17 protein-coding genes are annotated in these 18,079 nt (G+C 34.4%); 13 read left to right on the plus strand and 4 right to left on the minus strand.

Annotated elements, in window-relative coordinates:
* From Q7P22_RS08430 to Q7P22_RS08455, 6 genes are all read left to right on the plus strand, one after another.
* Positions 1-788 (plus strand): iron ABC transporter permease (locus Q7P22_RS08430; protein WP_303863081.1); only part of this gene is annotated, 788 nt, incomplete at its 5' end.
* Between the two features lies 1 nt (position 789).
* Complete coding sequence (locus Q7P22_RS08435) at positions 790-1,542, plus strand: ABC transporter ATP-binding protein (protein WP_303863084.1); 753 nt, start codon at positions 790-792, stop codon at positions 1,540-1,542.
* A gap of 61 nt (positions 1,543-1,603) precedes the next feature.
* Complete coding sequence (locus Q7P22_RS08440) at positions 1,604-2,710, plus strand: ABC transporter substrate-binding protein (protein ID WP_303863087.1); 1,107 nt, start codon at positions 1,604-1,606, stop codon at positions 2,708-2,710.
* 257 nt (positions 2,711-2,967) lie between these two features.
* Entirely contained in the window at positions 2,968-3,708 is a 741-nt protein-coding gene (locus Q7P22_RS08445) for an NYN domain-containing protein (protein ID WP_113921162.1), read from the plus strand.
* 134 nt (positions 3,709-3,842) lie between these two features.
* On the plus strand, positions 3,843-4,385 hold the full coding sequence (locus Q7P22_RS08450; RefSeq protein ID WP_113921163.1) for a prolyl-tRNA synthetase associated domain-containing protein: 543 nt from the start codon (positions 3,843-3,845) through the stop codon (positions 4,383-4,385).
* Between the two features lie 34 nt (positions 4,386-4,419).
* Positions 4,420-5,379, plus strand: a complete 960-nt coding sequence (locus tag Q7P22_RS08455; protein ID WP_303863091.1) for a Gfo/Idh/MocA family protein — start codon at positions 4,420-4,422, stop codon at positions 5,377-5,379.
* 37 nt (positions 5,380-5,416) lie between these two features.
* Here the strand turns inward: Q7P22_RS08455 and Q7P22_RS08460 are convergent, their stop codons facing one another.
* On the minus strand, positions 5,417-6,040 hold the full coding sequence (locus Q7P22_RS08460) for a B12-binding domain-containing protein (RefSeq protein WP_303863093.1): 624 nt from the start codon (positions 6,038-6,040) through the stop codon (positions 5,417-5,419).
* 358 nt (positions 6,041-6,398) lie between these two features.
* Between Q7P22_RS08460 and rpe the strand changes: the two genes are divergently transcribed.
* Positions 6,399-7,058, plus strand: coding sequence for a ribulose-phosphate 3-epimerase (gene rpe / locus Q7P22_RS08465; protein ID WP_303863096.1), 660 nt, complete (start codon positions 6,399-6,401; stop codon positions 7,056-7,058).
* Between the two features lie 96 nt (positions 7,059-7,154).
* Here the strand turns inward: rpe and Q7P22_RS08470 are convergent, their stop codons facing one another.
* From Q7P22_RS08470 to Q7P22_RS08480, 3 genes are all read right to left on the minus strand, one after another.
* Positions 7,155-8,066: a glycyl-radical enzyme activating protein gene (locus Q7P22_RS08470; protein ID WP_303863098.1), complete on the minus strand. Its 912-nt coding sequence runs from the start codon at positions 8,064-8,066 to the stop codon at positions 7,155-7,157.
* A 20-nt stretch (positions 8,067-8,086) separates the two neighbouring features.
* On the minus strand, positions 8,087-10,492 hold the full coding sequence (locus Q7P22_RS08475; protein ID WP_113921168.1) for a glycyl radical protein: 2,406 nt from the start codon (positions 10,490-10,492) through the stop codon (positions 8,087-8,089).
* Positions 10,493-10,593: 101 nt separating this feature from the next.
* The gene (locus tag Q7P22_RS08480; RefSeq protein ID WP_113921169.1) at positions 10,594-11,550 is read right to left on the minus strand and encodes an ROK family protein; all 957 of its coding nucleotides are present in this window, start codon (positions 11,548-11,550) and stop codon (positions 10,594-10,596) included.
* A gap of 199 nt (positions 11,551-11,749) precedes the next feature.
* Between Q7P22_RS08480 and Q7P22_RS08485 the strand changes: the two genes are divergently transcribed.
* The 6 genes from Q7P22_RS08485 to rpiB all read left to right on the plus strand — a co-directional run bounded on the left by Q7P22_RS08485 (position 11,750) and on the right by rpiB (position 18,008).
* Positions 11,750-12,742 (plus strand): LacI family DNA-binding transcriptional regulator, encoded by a 993-nt coding sequence (locus Q7P22_RS08485; RefSeq protein ID WP_303863104.1) that lies wholly within the window; start codon positions 11,750-11,752, stop codon positions 12,740-12,742.
* A 136-nt stretch (positions 12,743-12,878) separates the two neighbouring features.
* Positions 12,879-13,856, plus strand: a complete 978-nt coding sequence (gene alsB, locus Q7P22_RS08490; RefSeq protein WP_303863107.1) for a D-allose transporter substrate-binding protein — start codon at positions 12,879-12,881, stop codon at positions 13,854-13,856.
* Between the two features lie 85 nt (positions 13,857-13,941).
* Positions 13,942-15,462: a sugar ABC transporter ATP-binding protein gene (locus tag Q7P22_RS08495; protein WP_113921172.1), complete on the plus strand. Its 1,521-nt coding sequence runs from the start codon at positions 13,942-13,944 to the stop codon at positions 15,460-15,462.
* Positions 15,463-15,473: 11 nt separating this feature from the next.
* A complete protein-coding gene (alsC, locus tag Q7P22_RS08500; protein ID WP_113921173.1) occupies positions 15,474-16,433 on the plus strand; it encodes a D-allose ABC transporter permease in 960 nt (319 codons plus the stop codon).
* 208 nt (positions 16,434-16,641) lie between these two features.
* Positions 16,642-17,559 carry an allose kinase gene (gene alsK / locus Q7P22_RS08505; protein WP_170128271.1) on the plus strand — a complete coding sequence of 306 codons (918 nt, stop codon included), beginning with the start codon at positions 16,642-16,644 and terminating at the stop codon, positions 17,557-17,559.
* Positions 17,556-18,008, plus strand: coding sequence for a ribose 5-phosphate isomerase B (rpiB, locus tag Q7P22_RS08510; RefSeq protein ID WP_113921219.1), 453 nt, complete (start codon positions 17,556-17,558; stop codon positions 18,006-18,008). The genes alsK and rpiB overlap by 4 nt, the downstream gene beginning before the upstream one ends.
* The last annotated feature ends 71 nt before the right edge of the window (positions 18,009-18,079 follow it).

Genomic DNA, 18,079 nt, shown 5'->3' on the forward strand with positions numbered 1-18,079 from the left:
CGCGCAGATGGGTGACATGGGTGCCGAGCTGTTCGACATGGACTAGTCCGTATACATTGGGCGTTTCTAACGGAGCAGCACTAGGAGCATCTATTGCCATCGTATTTAGTAGTATCTTGGGAGCAGCAGCATATAGTCCATATATAATCCCTATCTTTGCCTTTGCCTTTGCCACGATCACTATGCTTTTGGTTTTTGGCATATCAAAGATTTCTCGTAATGCTACTTGGACCCTTTTATTAGGAGGGGTAGCTATAGGATATCTTATGTCTTCTTTGACATCACTAATCAAATATATGGCAGATACAGTAAAACTCCCGGAATTAGTGTTTTGGTCCTTAGGGAGCTTAACGGGTCTACCATGGGAGGCAATCTTTATCATGTTAGGGATGGCTGTAATCAGCAATGTGTTTATGCTTTACTATGCATTAGATTTAAATGCAATGCCTTTAGGAGAGGAAACTGCCGTTAGCCTCGGTATCAATTACAAAAAAATGCGTCAACTGTCTTTTATATTTGCAACATTGATGACGGCAGTTAGCGTTGCCTTCACAGGTGTCATCGGCTTTGTCGGTTTGGTCGCTCCTCATCTTAGTAGGATGATTATAGGAAATGATTTTCGGCTTCAGGTTTGGACTTCAGGAATAATAGGTGGATTACTGTTACTTATTTCGGATACTGTTGCGAGGACTATAATCGCACCAACGGAATTGCCCGTTGGGATTATTACGTCGGTACTAGGGGTACCTTTCTTCCTATTCTTAATTGTAAAAAGAGGGAGGGAATAAAATGTCTATTACCATCCATAATTTGAGTTTCTCATACAATAAAAAAAACAAGATCCTCCATTCTGTATCTATTAAATCAGAAGAAGGACAACTTATTAGTCTAATAGGGCCTAATGGGTCTGGAAAAACAACCCTAATAAAATGTATCAACCGCATTAACCCTGTACAAAACGGAACTGTATTAATAAACCAAGTTGATATTAATGAGATCCCTCGCAATGATCTGGCAAAACAGATAGGATATGTTCCGCAGATTAGCAGGGAAGTCATGTCGGGCACAGTAATCGAAACAGTTCTTATGGGACGGCATCCTCATATGCATTGGAAACCATCTTCTGAAGATATTGATATAGCATTTGATGTGCTTAAACAGCTTTCTATTGTTGAATTGGCAAATGTCAATTTTGATAGTCTTTCTGGAGGTCAAAAGCAAAAAGTTCTTATCGCAAGAGCATTAGCTCAAAATCCTCAAGTATTCCTGTTTGATGAGCCAATCAGCTTTTTGGACATAAAGAACCAAATCGAAGTTATGGAAATGGCACGTTCAATGGCTCGAAATGGAAAAACAGTATTTGTAGTTGTCCATGATTTGAATATGGCATTACATTATTCAGATAAGGTTGTGCTCTTATACAAGGGTGAAGTTATTGCAAACGGTCCTTCACAAGAGGTGCTTAATCCCCCAAATATTAAAAAGGCTTATGGTGTTAATGTCAATATATTGAATGAAAGCCATATCAGCTTATGGAAATAATGAGTATAGGACACCATTGTTTATCAATTTAAATAAAATAATAATCTAAGGAGAGAAAAGGATGAAATTACGAAAAAAAAAGCTATTAGCAGTATTACTAGTTCTAGTATTGACGGTGAGTATTTTATCGGGATGTACAAATACAACAAATTCCGATAAGAATTCAGAAACAAATACTACTTCTGAACCTAAATCGAATGCCCCTATACAAATCACGGATACAGCTGACAGGTCAGTAGAAATTACAGGAGAGGTTAATAAAATTATAGCACTTAATTCTAGTTGTTATACGATGATTAAAGCCCTTGGCCAAGAGGATAAAATTTTCGGTGTTACGGATTCAGTCATTGATGCAGTACCGTCTGCAAGAGAACAAAACCTCAAGACTTATGGTGCTTATGACAATCCTAATATAGAAGAAATTATTGCAGATAAGCCAGATTTAGTTATCGGATATACATATACGGATGCCAATATTATTACTAAATTAGAAGAAGCGGATATAAAAGTAGCTCTATTGGAATTTTACATTCCATCTTTAGTTGTGGAAGAGACCACAAAACTAGGAAAAATTTTACGTGCTGAAGACAAAGCAACAGAAGTTACAAACTATATCAATACATGTACAAACACTATTGAAGAAAAACTTAAAGGTATTAACGATAGTGATAAAAAAACGGTCTACTGGGAAGGGTATTCAGATTACAACACGGTTTCAAAGGGTTCTGGCGGAGATGAAATTATAGAATTTGCTCATGGTATTAATATTGCAGGTAATGAAGAAGCAAAATATCCAAAGGTAAGCGACGAGTGGGTTTTAGAAAAAAATCCTGATGTCATTGTAAAGCTTGTTTCTAGTAGTAGTGGCATCATGGGAGAAGGATTTACTGATGAGACGCCTATAAAAGAACTATATCAATCTATGATTTCAAGATCAGGTTGGAGTGATTTAGCTGCGGTTAAAGATGACAAGTTAATACTCTTATCAAGCAATATCGGAACAACAGCAGATGGTTATTTTATCGGTGCATTATACATGGCAAAACTCATGTACCCAGAAGAATTAAAAGATGTTGATCCTTATGAAATGTATGCGGGATTTCAAGAGAAATTCCTTTCAACTGATGTAGATGGCATTATTGCATATATTGATAATAAAGTTAATTAATTAGATTCATAGCTAAGGGGTTGTTCAATTGAACAGCCCCTTAATTATCTTTTGAATTGATTTTATTATATTCTCTTTGCTACATGGAATCTTTATGAGATGGTTCCTTTTGGTGTATTATTTGATATAATGTATAGTAAAGACAATAATTAGAGGTAATATTTTGATATCTAGTTCAAACGAATAATTAGATCATCACTAAGATCGTATAGGATACAAAATAACATAATGAACCTACATAAAGAGGAGGGTTTTCTTTGGAAAACGATAAGATGATTGCTGTGTTAATTGACGCAGATAATGTTTCTGACAAATACATCAAATCCATATTTGATGAAATTTCAAATCACGGTACGCCTACCTATAAGCGTATTTATGGAGATTGGACCAAACCGCAATTAGGGTCTTGGAAAAGCGTACTGCTCAAATACTCTATAACGCCTATTCAGCAGTATAGTTATACAACAGGAAAAAATTCAACGGATTCCGCATTAATCATCGATGCTATGGACATTTTATATTCGAATCATGTTGATGGCTTCTGCATTGTATCTAGTGATAGCGATTTTACTAGACTAGCTGCTAGACTTCGAGAGGCGGGCATGTATGTGGTAGGAATGGGAGAGAAGAAGACTCCTGCGCCTTTTATTGCAGCATGTGAACAGTTTAAGTATTTAGAGGTATTAGCAGGTGAAGAAGCAAGCACTCCTGTTGAAAAATATAAGAAACAAGAAATATCAAAGGATGGCGATGATAAGGAAGAACTTATTAAATCCTTAAAGACCATCATAACTGAAAGCTCTGATGAAGACGGCTGGGCGTATTTAAGTGAAGTAGGAAAAAGGTTAAACAAACGCCATCCTGATTTTGATACAAGGAATTATGGTCATTCAAAACTGACTCCATTTATCCTATCTTTAAAAGGATTTGAGATTCAAGCTAGAAAAACAAATAAACCCCATGTGACCAATTATTATGTGAGAAATTCTAGTAAGTAATATAGAAATATTTATGCTATTATAGGCATTACAACAATATGGGAGTTATTCCAATATGGATCTTCTACTTAAGGAAAGGCGGTGTAGTAGAGTTCTTACCTACAGAAGTGTAGGCCGTTAGAGTTCTAATATTTATGACGAAAGAAAGTGCACTATTTAATATAAAACCAAATTGTTCTAATAGACTACAAAAAGAAATAGAGACATATGATCTGCTTAACAAATTGAATATTCCTTTTGCCGGAATTGATCACCAGGCAGCTATGACTATAGAGGATTTAGGAGATACAGAATCATTGCTAGGAATAAGCATAGCTAAAAATCTATTTTTGCGCAATTCTTCAAAGAGTAAATTCTACTTATTAGTCATGCCAGGACATAAAAAGTTTTTGACTAAGAATTTATCTAAACAAATCGAGAGTTCAAGATTGTCCTTCGCAGACGGCTCCTATATGGAGGAGTATTTAAATATTACTCCCGGTTCATGTAGTATCTTAGGTCTGATGTTTGATAAAGAACACAAGGTTAATCTTGTAATTGATAAAGATATTATAGACAGTGAATATTTAGGTTGTCATCCTTGCGTAAATACCTCAAGCTTAAAGATTAAGACATCAGATATTATGGAGGTATTTTTGCCACATACAGGTCATGAGGCCGCTATTGTTGAATTATAAAGCAACAAAAACAATGAACAGAGGGTGAGTAGTCTTGAACATTACGTATGGAATTATCAGCACAGCATCAATAGTACCAAGATTTATGAATGCAGTTCAAAAAGGTGGACAGGGTAAAATTATAGCAATTGCTTCAAGGAGCTTAGATAAAGCTCAAAAAATGGCTGAAGACTATAATATACCTAGAGCATATGGAACTTATGATGAGCTATTTCATGATGAAGAAATTAATGTAGTTTATATTGCTACAATAAATAGCAAACACTACCAATATAGCTTAGAAGCATTACATCACGGAAAAAATGTAATCTGTGAAAAGCCCTTTACCATGACTAGAGAAGAAGCGGAATCCTTGTTTGATTTAGCTAAAGAGAAAAATTTATTTATTATAGAAGCACAGAAATCCGTATTCCTTCCAGTAATAAGGCGTGTTAAAGAAATTATCCAAAGTGGGCAGTTAGGGGATATTAAATTAATTGATTTTTCTAGTTCCTTTGACATAAGTTATAACACATGGATTACTTCTGAAAAAGAAGGCGGAGGCGCATTATATACTAACGGAAGCTATTTTATTCAAATCATAAAATACCTATTTGAGTCTCAAGTAACTGCAAAGAACGGACTATATCTTGATGGAACAAATGGGGGAGATAGTCAGTGCATCATCACTTTAAAGCTTTTAGAGCACATCCATGTAGTAAGTAAAATCTCTACTGAAATTCAAATACCTGGTCTAGCAATAATCTATGGGAAATATGGGCGCATAGAGATTCCAAATTATTGGAAAGCCAGAACTGCTAAAGTAATCTACAATGATGGCCGAACCGAAGAGATACACTACCCATGTGATTATGAGTTGGTTTATGAAGTAGAACATATTGAAGAATGCTTAAAAAAAGGACTGATAGAAAGTCCTATTATGAGTAGAGATATGACCGTAGAAACGATAGGATTAATGGAAGACATTAAAAAGTCTTGGCAGATAGATATGTAATAAGGCGCTGTAGGCGCCCTTTTATATTCCATTAAGATTACTCCTTTGAAATGAGTCTATTTGCTACAGTAGCTGAACTTACAGCATCACATGCAAAGCCATCTGCTCCAATTTCTTTTGCAAGCTCCTCTGTGACAAAAGAACCGCCTACCATAATAGGTATATGAGGATAAGTCGCCTTTATTTCTTGTACTGTAGACTTTAATGCAGGCATATTATTTGGCAAGAAAGCAGAAGCTGCTACTAAGACTACATACTCATTTTCGTCTATAGCTTTTATAAATTGTTGCTTTGGCACATTTACACCAAGATCAATCATTTCAAGACCTAAACTTTCTAATATAATAAGCACCATATTCTTACCCACATCATGAAAATCCCCCTCTACACTTCCAATTACGCAAGCTCCAGGTGAATTTTTCCATAAAAAAGGTCTTAATATTTCAACACCCTTTCTCATAGTCCTTGTAGAATTTTGAATTTCAGGTAAAAACAACTTGCCTTCTGAAAAGCTCTTACCCACAATTTTTATAGATTCAATCATAGTCTTTAAAATAGATTCTGGATTATGACCACCATCAAGAGCTGATTGAACGGAATCACTAATCAATTTTACTTTACCCTCTTTTATATCATTTCTAATTTCATTTAAACCAGTCATATTCAATACCCCTTTGAGATTTTATTAATGAAACAAAGCCTACTTTAATTCTAGCAGACGAATTGCCTGAATTGGCACATTTTTTTCATGTTCTTTCATTAATAAGTAGAGTACCTTGTATTTTCCATTACTGAAATAAAATAATAAATAGACTCTTGTTTTATCAACAAAGAAAAATTTCATTCTATATAAAATAATGTTACACTCGTTGTTTAAGTGAGCTTATGTTATACTATTACTAACAAATTTATATTTATAAAGGAAGTAAGTATACGAACCATTGATTTAATTGGAAGGATTGTTAATGGTTTAGTAAATAATACTTATAATTGCAAAGGATAAGGAGGAGAAGATAAAAATGGTTAAAGTTTCAGCGTCAATTATGTGTGGGAATTCTATGAAATATGGTGAAGAACTAAGAAGATTAGAAGAAGCAAATGTAGAATTCATTCACTTCGATATGATGGATGGCTCTTTTGTTCCTAATATTGCTATGGGCTTGTATTTGTTAGAAGCTATGAAGAAAAACACGAATATTCCCTTTGATGTTCACTTAGCTGCATGGGAGCCATCTAAGTACTATGAGGAAATAGCAGGTTATGGTGTAGAATACTTAAGCATTCATGCTGAGGCAGTGAAACATCTCCATAGGGATATACAGAAAATCAATAGTTTAGGAATGGGGGCAGGTGTCGTTTTGAATCCTGCAACGAATGCTAATGTTTTAGAGTATATTATTGAAGATATCAAAATGGTAACAGTTATGACTGTAGATCCAGGATTTGCAGGGCAAAAATTTATTTCTTCTCAATTGAAGAAAATCCAAGAAGTAAAAAATATGGCAGAAAAATATAATAAGGATTTGCTCATTTCTGTAGATGGAAATATCAATGCAAATACTATACCAAATTGTGTAGCAAATGGAGCAAATGTACTCGTTGCAGGCACCTCATCAATTTTTAAGGGTGATGATGCAGATTATAAAAAATTAGTTGAGATCATGAAAGAGTCTGTTTAAGTGATATCGTTTATAAGATCAAAGAAGATCATAGAGTGAAAGTATAAAATCAGCCTCCACATTCAGTGTGAAGGCTGATTTTTCTTAAACAAATTTTTATCCACCTATTCTCGCTTCAAATCCTGCATCTAAAAAAACGGAGAGCATTTCTTCTAAATCCGCATTTTGAAGATTCTTATCATCTTTATACTCGTATTCTTGCCCCATCATTTCATACTTTCCCAAAGCATAATTATGAAAGGGGAGAAGATGTACTTGTTTGATCTGGTGTTTTTTTAAGAGCACTATAAACTCACGGGCATCATCAACAGAATAATTAAATCTTGGAATAACAGGTATTCGTGCGACAATATTTTTTCCGGCGTTCACAGCAAACTCAAGATTATTTAAAATCAATTTATTAGAGACACCTGTATACAGTTTATGTCTTGTGGAATCGTAATGTTTGATATCAAAATATATCAAATCCAGGTGGGAGATGATTTCGTTAAAAGATTCTGTGTCGATATAACCAGTAGTTTCCATATTTGTATGTACTTTTAGCTCTTGTAATCTTTTTAAAAACTCTACAATAAAAGCTTTCTGTAAGGTAGGTTCACCGCCTGATAAAGTAACGCCTCCACCTGATTTGGTGAAAAACACTTCATCCTTCATAACTTCTTTTAATAGTTCATCCACTGTATAAAATTTCCCTTCTAAATACAGTGCATGAGGGGGACAATTGTTTATACAATTTAGACAAAAGTTACATTTATCATGATTTATTACTATTCTATCATTTGTATATTCTATAGCACTATTAGGGCAGACTTGTGTACAAGTTTTACATTTGCTGCAATTCTTGTGGTTATAGGCGATACGGTTTCTAGGGTCTTTTGATTCAGGATTGGCACACCACTTACAATTTAAAGGGCAGCCTTTAAAAAATACAGTGGTGCGTATACCCGGACCATCGTGCACAGAGAATTTCTGTATATTAAAGATTAATCCCTGGAGTTCCTCAGTCATATTAATCTTCTCCTAACTATTTAAAGAGTATGTTCCGTCCTAGCAATAATATCATCTTGTGTTTCTCTAGATAAAATATTGAAGAAGGCGCTATAGCCTGCTACCCGGACTACTAAATCTCTATGTTTTTCTGGATTCTTTTGAGCATCTAGCAAAGTTTCTCTATCAACCACATTATATTGAACATGGAATCCCTTTAATACATCAAAGAAAGTTCTAAGCATCATAATAAGCTTATCTACATCTCTTGGGTTGTCTAGTGATTTTGGATTAAGTTTTTGATTTAAGAGCACTCCACCTGTCATTCGAATAGTTGGCAGTTTTGAAATAGACTTAAATACTGCAGTTGGTCCATTTACATCCACCCCATGAGTAGGAGAGCATCCCTCCGCGAGAGGTTCTCCAGCGCCTCTACCGTCAGGCGTTGCACATACAATAGCACCTTGGGGTACATTAGCAGAAATAGAAGATGTACTAGGATAATACTCACCGCCTATTGGTCCTCTTCCATAACGTGTATTTCTATAATTTGCGATTTCATCCATATATACTTCGTAAGCTTTTGATGTAAGTTCATCTACATAATCGTCATCATTTCCAAATTTAGGTGCATCGTTAATTAGCATTTCTTTGATTTTCCATCCATCTTTATTTTGGAAATCAGACATTAGTGCATCCCAAAGTTGTGTAGGGGTTATACGCTTTTCTTCAAACACTAATTTTTTGATAGCCGCTAGAGAGTCTCCAATATTAGCAATTCCTACTTGCAAAGGTCCAATAAAATCGTAAACTGCTCCGCCTTCTTTTAGTGTAATACCTCTTCCAATACAATCATCTACTAAAGCAGAACATAATGGGTCTGGTACTTCTAATTCTATAGCGTAATCTGCGCAATTATCTAATGATACACTAATTGGAGTGAAGTGTTTTATTGCTTTTACCCAAGCATCCCATACTTGTTCGAAGCTGGTCATCTCCGTAAAGTGAATATCTGTGTCAAATACTTTTTCTCCAGAAGTCACATCGATACCTTTATTAAATGCCATCATGAGGATTTTTGGGAAATTCATAAAGTTCATTCCAGAAGTACGATATCCAAATTTTCCTGGTATGGATACTTCAATACAACCGATAGAACAATAATTATAGGCATCTTCTTTTTTTACTCCCTTTGAGATGAAAGAATCAATGATGATCTCATCATTATTAAAGGATGGCATACCAAATCCAAGCTTGATTACCTCAATACAGTCTCTCATGAATTCTTCTGAGATTCCCTTGTGATAACGCACAGATAGATTTGGTTGAGTTAATCTCAAATGAGCTACTGATTTTAAAACCATAAAAGATAGATCATTTACGGCGTCAGTTCCATCTACATGCTGACCACCTATACACACATTTTGATACAGTGGACTTCCAGCTGAGAATTTGGTGTGAGACATACTTCTAATTTTATTAATAGAAAATGTCTTTATCCATAAGTTTTCAATAAGTTCTAGTGCAAAATCCTCTGTCATTACTCCATTTTTTATATCCTTTTCATACAAAGGATATAAGAATTGATCGAGACGACCATAAGAAAGGGAATGACCATTTGATTCGATTTGTAAGATTAAGTGGATAAACCAGGTACTTTGCACCGCTTCATAAAAAGATTGAGCTGGGTGTTCTGGTACTCTACTACAAACTTCCGCTATTGTATGTAATTCTTTCTTTCGTTGAACATCTGTCTCTTCTGATGCCAATTTAGTAGCTAAATCAGCGTAACGATTAGCAAAAGCGATACATGCATCTATGGTAATAAGAACAGAATTATAGAAAGGCAACTTTTTCAAGTCATTGTAATTGCTATATTCTAATTTTCTCTTCGCTTCTTCAACTTCTTTTCTTATTCCCCCTAAGCCTACTTTTAATACTTTGTCATAATCTACAGCTAAGTGAGCATCGCCGGCTGTAATATTCCCTTCGATTTTTATGATTCCAAGATCATAACATTGTTTGCTTTCAGGAGGCATAATGGATAAGCCCTTGTCTTTTAGGGTATTTCCTTTCCAAAATGGGGCAATATCTCGCAGTATTTGTTTGTTCTCTTCGGTTATGGTAAAGCGATCTCCATTTCTCTTTTCCCATAAATCCAGTTCATCAATAACCCAGTCAATAGCATACTCTGGAAAAATAGGAGCAGCTCGATCACAACTTGCTTGGTTTCCAGCAAGTAATCCATGTTCTTCAATATAAATAGTCATCTTGCGCAAAACATTGTCTAGAGCGTGTGCACGTTGAAGAATTTTCATCTCTGACTTATGAGCTTCGTATGCCTCTGTAGTTAATTGTGCCCTTTCTACACAAACCGTTTGTTCTGTATTTAATATGGATTCTCTTAAATAATTGATACGTTTGCTTGGTTCCCCAAAATAACCCATAAATTAACCTCCTGATTTAGCATATTTTCTTTAATTATATAGGGATTAAACAAGTAAGTCAATATAACGACAATAAAAGTCCAATAAAAATCCAATTATGTTCAATCTAACAGCTCCACTGCTCCGATAATACCAAAATCATTGCCTAGTTCTGCTTTTTTAAGGTGAATTATTTGGTCCTTTTGATGGTTGAAATGATCGAAGGATTTTTGTATTCTCTCTAAAAGAGGTTCTCCGAAATTCACCATGCCTCCACCAAATATGTAAGTGTTAAAATTTAAGCTCATAAACATATTGTACACATAAAGTCCTATATAGTAGCCTATCTGGTCTAACATTTGTTCTGCTAATGGATCTCCTTGGGTAAAGGCAAGATTTAAGTGTTCTGCTGTAATCTTTTCAAAGTCCCCACCAACCATTTCTGCTATAATAGATTGTCTGCCATTGCGAAGTTCATTTGCAATGTGTTTTACAATCATAGAACCAGACGCAAAGCTCATAAAACATCCATTGTTTTCACATCCACACTGAATGCCTTTTTCGGGATTGATAATCATGTGTCCAGATTCACCTGCGCCGCCATAATCTCCTCTAAAAATATCGTTATTAATAATAAATCCACTGCCAATTCCAGTACTTAAGGCGGTATATAAAAAGTTTTTTAGATTTTTTCCGGCTCCATATCTATGCTCTGCAATAGCTGCTAAATTAGTATCATTGTCCACAAGAATTTGGCTATTGGGAAAATACTCTTGAAAAGTGTCCCTAGCGTAGAAGTGATTAAGGTTGATCATATTGCTAGTGAATACAACAAGACCTTGTTCAAAATCTACGTAAGATGGAAAACCCATGCCAATTCCTTGCAGATGCTCCTTTGTTAATTGATTCTCTTTTAATATGAACTCAATATCGTTTACAGTATCCCTGACAAATTTTTCGATTGTTGTAGTTGGATCTGTTGAAGCTCTATGACGATAGACAATTTCTTTCTTATCGTTAAAGAGGCCGTACGCGATTTTTGTTCCACCAATATCAATTCCTATTTTAAATTTATTCATAAAGAACCTCCTATTACAAAATATTATAAATCCTGAGTAAACGATTACTCAATTGTATTATAGATAATATAGTAAACGTTTTCAAGATATATTTTTTAAAAAATTATAATTATGGAAAAATTAAAATAACTGTTGACATAAAAATAAGGTGGCTCTATAATAAAGTTGTGTAATCGATTACTCAAAAGGATGAATGCATATGGGTACAGAAAAAATATCTATGAAGAAAATATCAGAGGAAGCAGGTGTATCTGTTGCTACCGTTTCTAGAGTAATTAATCAAAATGGTCGATTCTCTAAAGAAACAGAGGAAAAAGTATTACGTGTTATTAAAAAATACGATTATAGACCTAATTTACTTGCTAAAGGATTGAGGACAAAGAATAGCAAATCTATAGGAGTCATTGTTCCTGATATTACTAATGAATTCTTCGCTAGGATATTTAGAGAATTAGAGACGAGATTGTTTCAAAAAGGATATACGGTTATTCTTTGTAATTCAGGAGAAGACCCTCACATAGAAGACATTTATTATCAACACTTACTTACAAAAGGTGTAGTAGGAGTCATTTATCTTTCAGGAAAAAATGATAGAAGAGCAATTGATTCACCAATTCCCGTGGTGTACATAGACCGTGCCTTAAACTTCGAAACCAATGGAGCCTTTATAGAATCTGATAGTATTCAAGGGGGATATCTAGCTACAAAAGAGTTATTAGATAATCAGTGCAAAAGAATTTTACTAGTACGAGATAAAAGAATTATTACACCTCCAGAACATCGTCAAAAAGGTTATGAAAAAGCTCTAATAGAGGCAAATATTAAAGTAGATCCGCAACTTATTGTTAAAGCAGATGTTGGGTATGAATCCGGGAAAGAAGCTATTAAAAAAGCAGTCAATTGCAATTTAAGATTTGATGGTGTGTTTGCAACTACAGATTGGTTGGCCCTGGGGGTAATTGATGGACTTAGAGAATTGAGTTATAGAATTCCAGAGGATATAAAAGTAATTGGTTTTGACAATATCTCAATTTCAAGGTTTTCATATTTACCTTTTTCTACCATACATCAAGATATACCTAAAATATCCGAGGCTGCTGTTAATGTCATGCTAAAGTTAATAAAAGACCAAGAGGTACCAGATAAGCATATAGTCATACCTGTCAAATTGATTAAAAGAGAAAGTGTATAGATTTCGTTATTGGCTAGTGTGTATTCTGTTTCAAATCTAAATCTTAGGATTTGTACAATCGTTTAATTTATTGATATAACTACTTAAGGATTTACTCTTTAAGTATTTATATATAAATAAAAGGGGAGGAAAGAAAATGAAAAAGAAAACCAGTACAAAACTAACCATCCTAGTCTTAGCGCTAATGCTGATGATATCCTTTACAGCATGTAGTAAAGACGCAGAGACAGCAACTACTAAGCCTGAGGAGCAAGCTGAAATTGCCATAATCTTAAAAACCCTATCGAATGATTTTTGGGCACAAATGAAAGATGGTATCGAAGCTGAAGCAGAAAAATTAGGTATTAAGGTTGATGTTTATGCAGCTCAATCAGAAGATGACTTACAAGGGCAATTAGATTTATTTGAAACTGCTATTTCTAAAAAATACAAAGCTATTGGTATTGCACCATTATCACCAGCGAACTTAAATACTGCAATTGTAAAAGCTAATGAAGCAGGCATTTATGTTGGTAATATTGATGAGCAAGTTGATATTGATCAATTACAGGGCTTAGGTGGAAGCCTCTTATTCTTTGTAACTACGGATAATGTAGCTGTTGGGGAAAAAGGAGCAGGATACATAATAGAGCAAAATTCTGATGGCGGTAAGGTAGCTATCATTGAAGGAAAAGCAGGTAATGCAACAGGTAATGACCGTAAAGTAGGTGCAACAAAAGCTTTTGAAGGTGCTGAAGGATTTGAAGTGGTAGCAAGTCAACCGGCAGATTGGGATCGTACGAAAGCATTAGATGTAGCTGCTAATCTTATTAGCAAATACCCAGACTTAGTAGGTATTTACTGTGCAAATGATACTATGGCTTTAGGTGCGCAACAAGCTGTTGTAAATGCAAACAAAAAAGACCAAATTATTGTAGTAGGTACTGATGGAGCAAGTGAAGCAGTAGATGCAGTTAAGGCAGGTAATCTCGCTGCAACCGTTGCACAAGACTCAGCTGAAGTTGGTGCAGAAGCCTTAAGACAATTAGTTCAAGCTCTTAAAGACAAGCCAGCTATTGACCCTCAAGTGATTCCAGAAAAAACTCCAGTTGATTCTAATTTAATCACAAAATAATAAGGATACAAAAGGATGAGATGCTATTTGCAAGGGTGAATACGCATCCATCCTTTTAATAACAGAACAAGAAAGGGATGGATGTATGCATACTTTAGTAGAGATGAAAAATATAACAAAAAAATTTCCTGGCGTTATTGCATTAAATAATATTAGTTTTACTATTGAAGCAGGTGAAGTGCATATCCTCCTAGGTGAAAATGGTGCAGGTAAATCAACTCTCATGAAAATACTTAGTGGAGTTTACGAGCCTACTGAAGGAGAAATAATTATTGAAGGCAAATCTTTTAATAGGCTAACTCCTAAAGAGTCCCTAGCAAATGGCATAAGCATAATTTATCAGGAATTAAGCGTAATTGGAGAACTTACCATTTATGAAAATATATTCTTAGGTAAATTAGCTACAAAAAAGGTATTGAACATTGATATTGTAGATTACGATTATATGAAAAAGCGAACTAAAGAAGTCCTAGAGCAATTAGGCTTAAAAAAAGATCCTGAAACATTGGTTAAAGATTTGAGTATATCGGAAAAACAAATTGTTGAAATCGCAAAAGCAATAGCCTTTAATGCAAAGGTAATCATTATGGATGAACCAACATCATCTTTAACAAATGAAGAAGTAGATCGACTATTTATTATTATAAGAAAATTAAAATCAGAAGGAAAAGGAATCGTCTACATATCCCACAAGATGAATGAACTAAAGCAAATTGGTGACCGAGTATCTGTATTGAAAGATGGTACTTATGTAGGAGTACGAGATGTACATAAAATAGAAATTGATGAGTTAATAAAAATGATGGTAGGAAGAGAAGTTAAAGACTCTTATGTAAGTAAAAGACCTAGATGTGAATTAATGTCAAATAAAATATTTGAAGCAAAAAACATTACGAGAAAAGATAAAAAAATTAAAGATATTTCTTTTGAAGTATATGAAGGCGAAGTATTAGGTTTTGCAGGTTTAGTAGGTTCTGGAAGAACAGAACTCATGGAGGCAATCTTTGGAATAGCTCCTATCGAAGCAGGTGAAATCTATCTTAAAAATAAGAAAATCGATAATAAAGGATCCTTCAAAGCAATTAAACAGGGTATCGGATTATTGACAGAGAATAGAAGAGAAACAGGATTCTTTCATAATTTTAGTATAGAGCAAAATGTTACTTTTATTAAAAATATTAAAAATGCTGGTTTGGGTGGCGTTTCTGGTTTACTAGATAACAAGGATGATTACAAGGATGCAGAAGAACAAAAAGAAACATTTAATATAAAATGTAGATCAGTAAAGCAAAATATTACGGATTTATCTGGTGGAAATCAACAAAAAGTAATTATTGGAAAATGGATTGCATCTAAAGCAGAAATGCTCATTTTTGATGAACCAACGAAAGGTATCGATATTGGAAGCAAATCTGAAATATATCGTATTATGAGAAACCTTGCAGATAATGGAAAAGCTGTAGTAATGGTATCATCTGAATTGCCAGAACTTCTTTCTGTATGTGATCGAATTGCAGTGTTTTGCAATGGCGAAATAAAGACAATATTTACTTCTGATGAAGCGTCAGAAGAAGTTATTTTAAAAGCAGCAACAGGAAACGATTAGGAGGAAAGCAGATGTCAAAAAAGATGAATTTAAGTCAATTGTGGGAAAACTATGGTACATTTATTATTCTTTTAGCCATGGTTGCCATATTTGGAATCATATCGCCAGATAGTTTCTTTAATAAAGAAAATTTTATTCAAATATTACTACAGAGTTCTGTAACCATATTAATTGCATGTGGAGAATTTTTCGCCATACTAATTGCAGGAATCGATCTATCTGTAGGTTCTATTTTGGCTCTAAGTGGTATGGTAACAGGTAAACTTTTAGTTGCAGGAATTAGCCCAATTATTTCAATTTTACTTGGTGGGATCTTGCTTGGCGCAGTACTAGGTGCAATTAATGGTACTTTAGTCAATGTGACAAAATTGCATCCATTCATTATTACACTTGGTACCAACTCAATTTATAGAGGGTTTACCCTTATTATTTCGGATGCAAGGCCAATATTTGGATTTGATACAGCTTTCTCTAGCATGGTTTCTGGATGGCTCTGGGTTATTCCCAAGCCGGTAATTATTGCCGTTGTAGTAGCTTTAATTCTTACATTTATAACAAATAAAACGAAATTAGGTAGAAATATATATGCCATGGGAGGAAATAAAGAAGCAGCATGGTATTCAGGAATCAATGTGAATATGCATACTCTAATCGTATTTATTATCTCAGGTGTATGTGCCGGTATCGCAGGTGTTGTGTTAACAGCAAGACTTGGCTCTGCTGAACCATTAGCAGCTACAGGATATGAGACATTTGCTATCGCTTCTGCTATTATTGGTGGAACTAGTTTCTTTGGCGGAAAAGGTGTGGTTTTAAAAGTACTTGTCGGGGGTATCATTATTGGTACTATTAGCAATGGTTTAAATATGCTTGCTGTTCCTACCTATTATCAGCAAATCGTCATGGGTGCTTTAATAATAGGGGCAGTTACTCTTGAAAGAGTATTTGGAGCTACTGTAAAGGGTAAATAAATAATAAAAGAAAGTTTTGTTAAATTTCGTTATAGGAGTTAATGGTCCGTATAATAAAAAGGCATCTAAGAGATTACATAATAATGGAGCTGAGCTCTAAGTAATAGGATTAACAGGTTTATTCGGTCTAGATTCTGATTTAGACAAGGCATATGATATGATGCTCCATGATTTTAAGGAGAAGGTCATCAGGCATAAGGAGGATACAATGAAGGAAAATGGTCTGATTATCGGCTTAGATATTGGTGGAACCAATGTGAGAATAGGGATGGTAAATAAATCAAAAGTAGTTGAAGAATTCGAAATAATTAAAAGCAAAGAGATATTTCATGACAAACCTATTGAAAATTTATCATGCTTTATAGAAGATTATAGAAGAAGAAAAGGTAAAAACAAGAATATTCTTGCAGTCTCACTAGGCTTTCCTTCCACAATAGATAGAACAAGAAAAATCGTCCTATCTACCCCTAATCTAACAGGAATGAACAATCTGAATGTAGTTGAGGAGCTACAAGAGAGTTTAGAGCTTCCGATATTTTTAGAACGAGATGTGAACTTACTTATTCAATATGATATGTACATGAATAAGATTCATCCTGAGAGCACTGTTTTAGGTTTTTACATTGGTACTGGGCTTGGAAATGCAATAGTAATTAAGGGCAGAATATATAATGGAAAGAATGGTTGTGCTGGAGAGCTAGGACATATCCCCATTATGAATAATACAATACCATGCGGTTGTGGCAATAAAGGTTGTATGGAATTGTTTTCATCAGGAAAGTATTTACAGATTATAAGAGAAGAATTTTTTCCAGAAACAAGTTTAGATAAAATATTTGTCAAACATTCCCAAGATCCTAAAATAGTAGAGTATGTAGAATATTTATCTATTCCAATTGCTACAGAAATTAGTATACTAGATCCAGATTATGTTATTTTAGGGGGAGGAGTTTTACAAATGGAAGGATTTCCTTTCCATAAATTAGAGTCAAACATTTTAAGTCATACTCGAAAGCCTTTCCCCGCAGATAATCTAGCATTTCACTATGCGAGAGCTCATCAAGAGAACGGAGTAATTGGGGCTGGAATATATGGTTTTTCATGCTTAAAGGAAGGAAGAAGATAATGATAGCATTAGGTAGTGATCACGTAGGCGTAGACTTAAAAAAAGAAATTATAAAACATTTAGAAGAAAGAGGAATTCCGTATAAAGATTATGGCCCTTTTGATACAGAGCGAACAGACTATACTATATATGCTGTAAAGGTAGCAGAAGCGGTTTTATCAGGAGAATGCGATAAGGGCATTCTTATTTGTGGAACTGGAGTAGGAATTTCTATAGCAGCAAATAAGGTACATGGAATCCGAGCCGTCGTTTGTAGCGATTGTTATTCAGCGAAATTATCTAAAGAGCATAATAATACGAATATTTTAGCAATGGGAGCAAGAGTAGTAGGAATTGATTTAGCAAAACTCATAGTAGACTCATGGTTAGACGCTAAATTTGAAGGTGGAAGGCATGAAAAGAGAATAGAGCAAATAACACAAATTGAAGAGAACACATTTCATCTTTAAGCAAGGTGCCCTTAATATCATTATTACAGGGCACTTTTTATAGATTCAAGTAAACAATTATTAAACTATTG

Origin of the sequence: Alkalibaculum bacchi, assembly GCF_937875145.1 — a bacterium.
In the GTDB taxonomy this organism is placed as follows: Bacteria; Bacillota; Clostridia; order Eubacteriales; family Alkalibacteraceae; genus Alkalibaculum; species Alkalibaculum bacchi_A.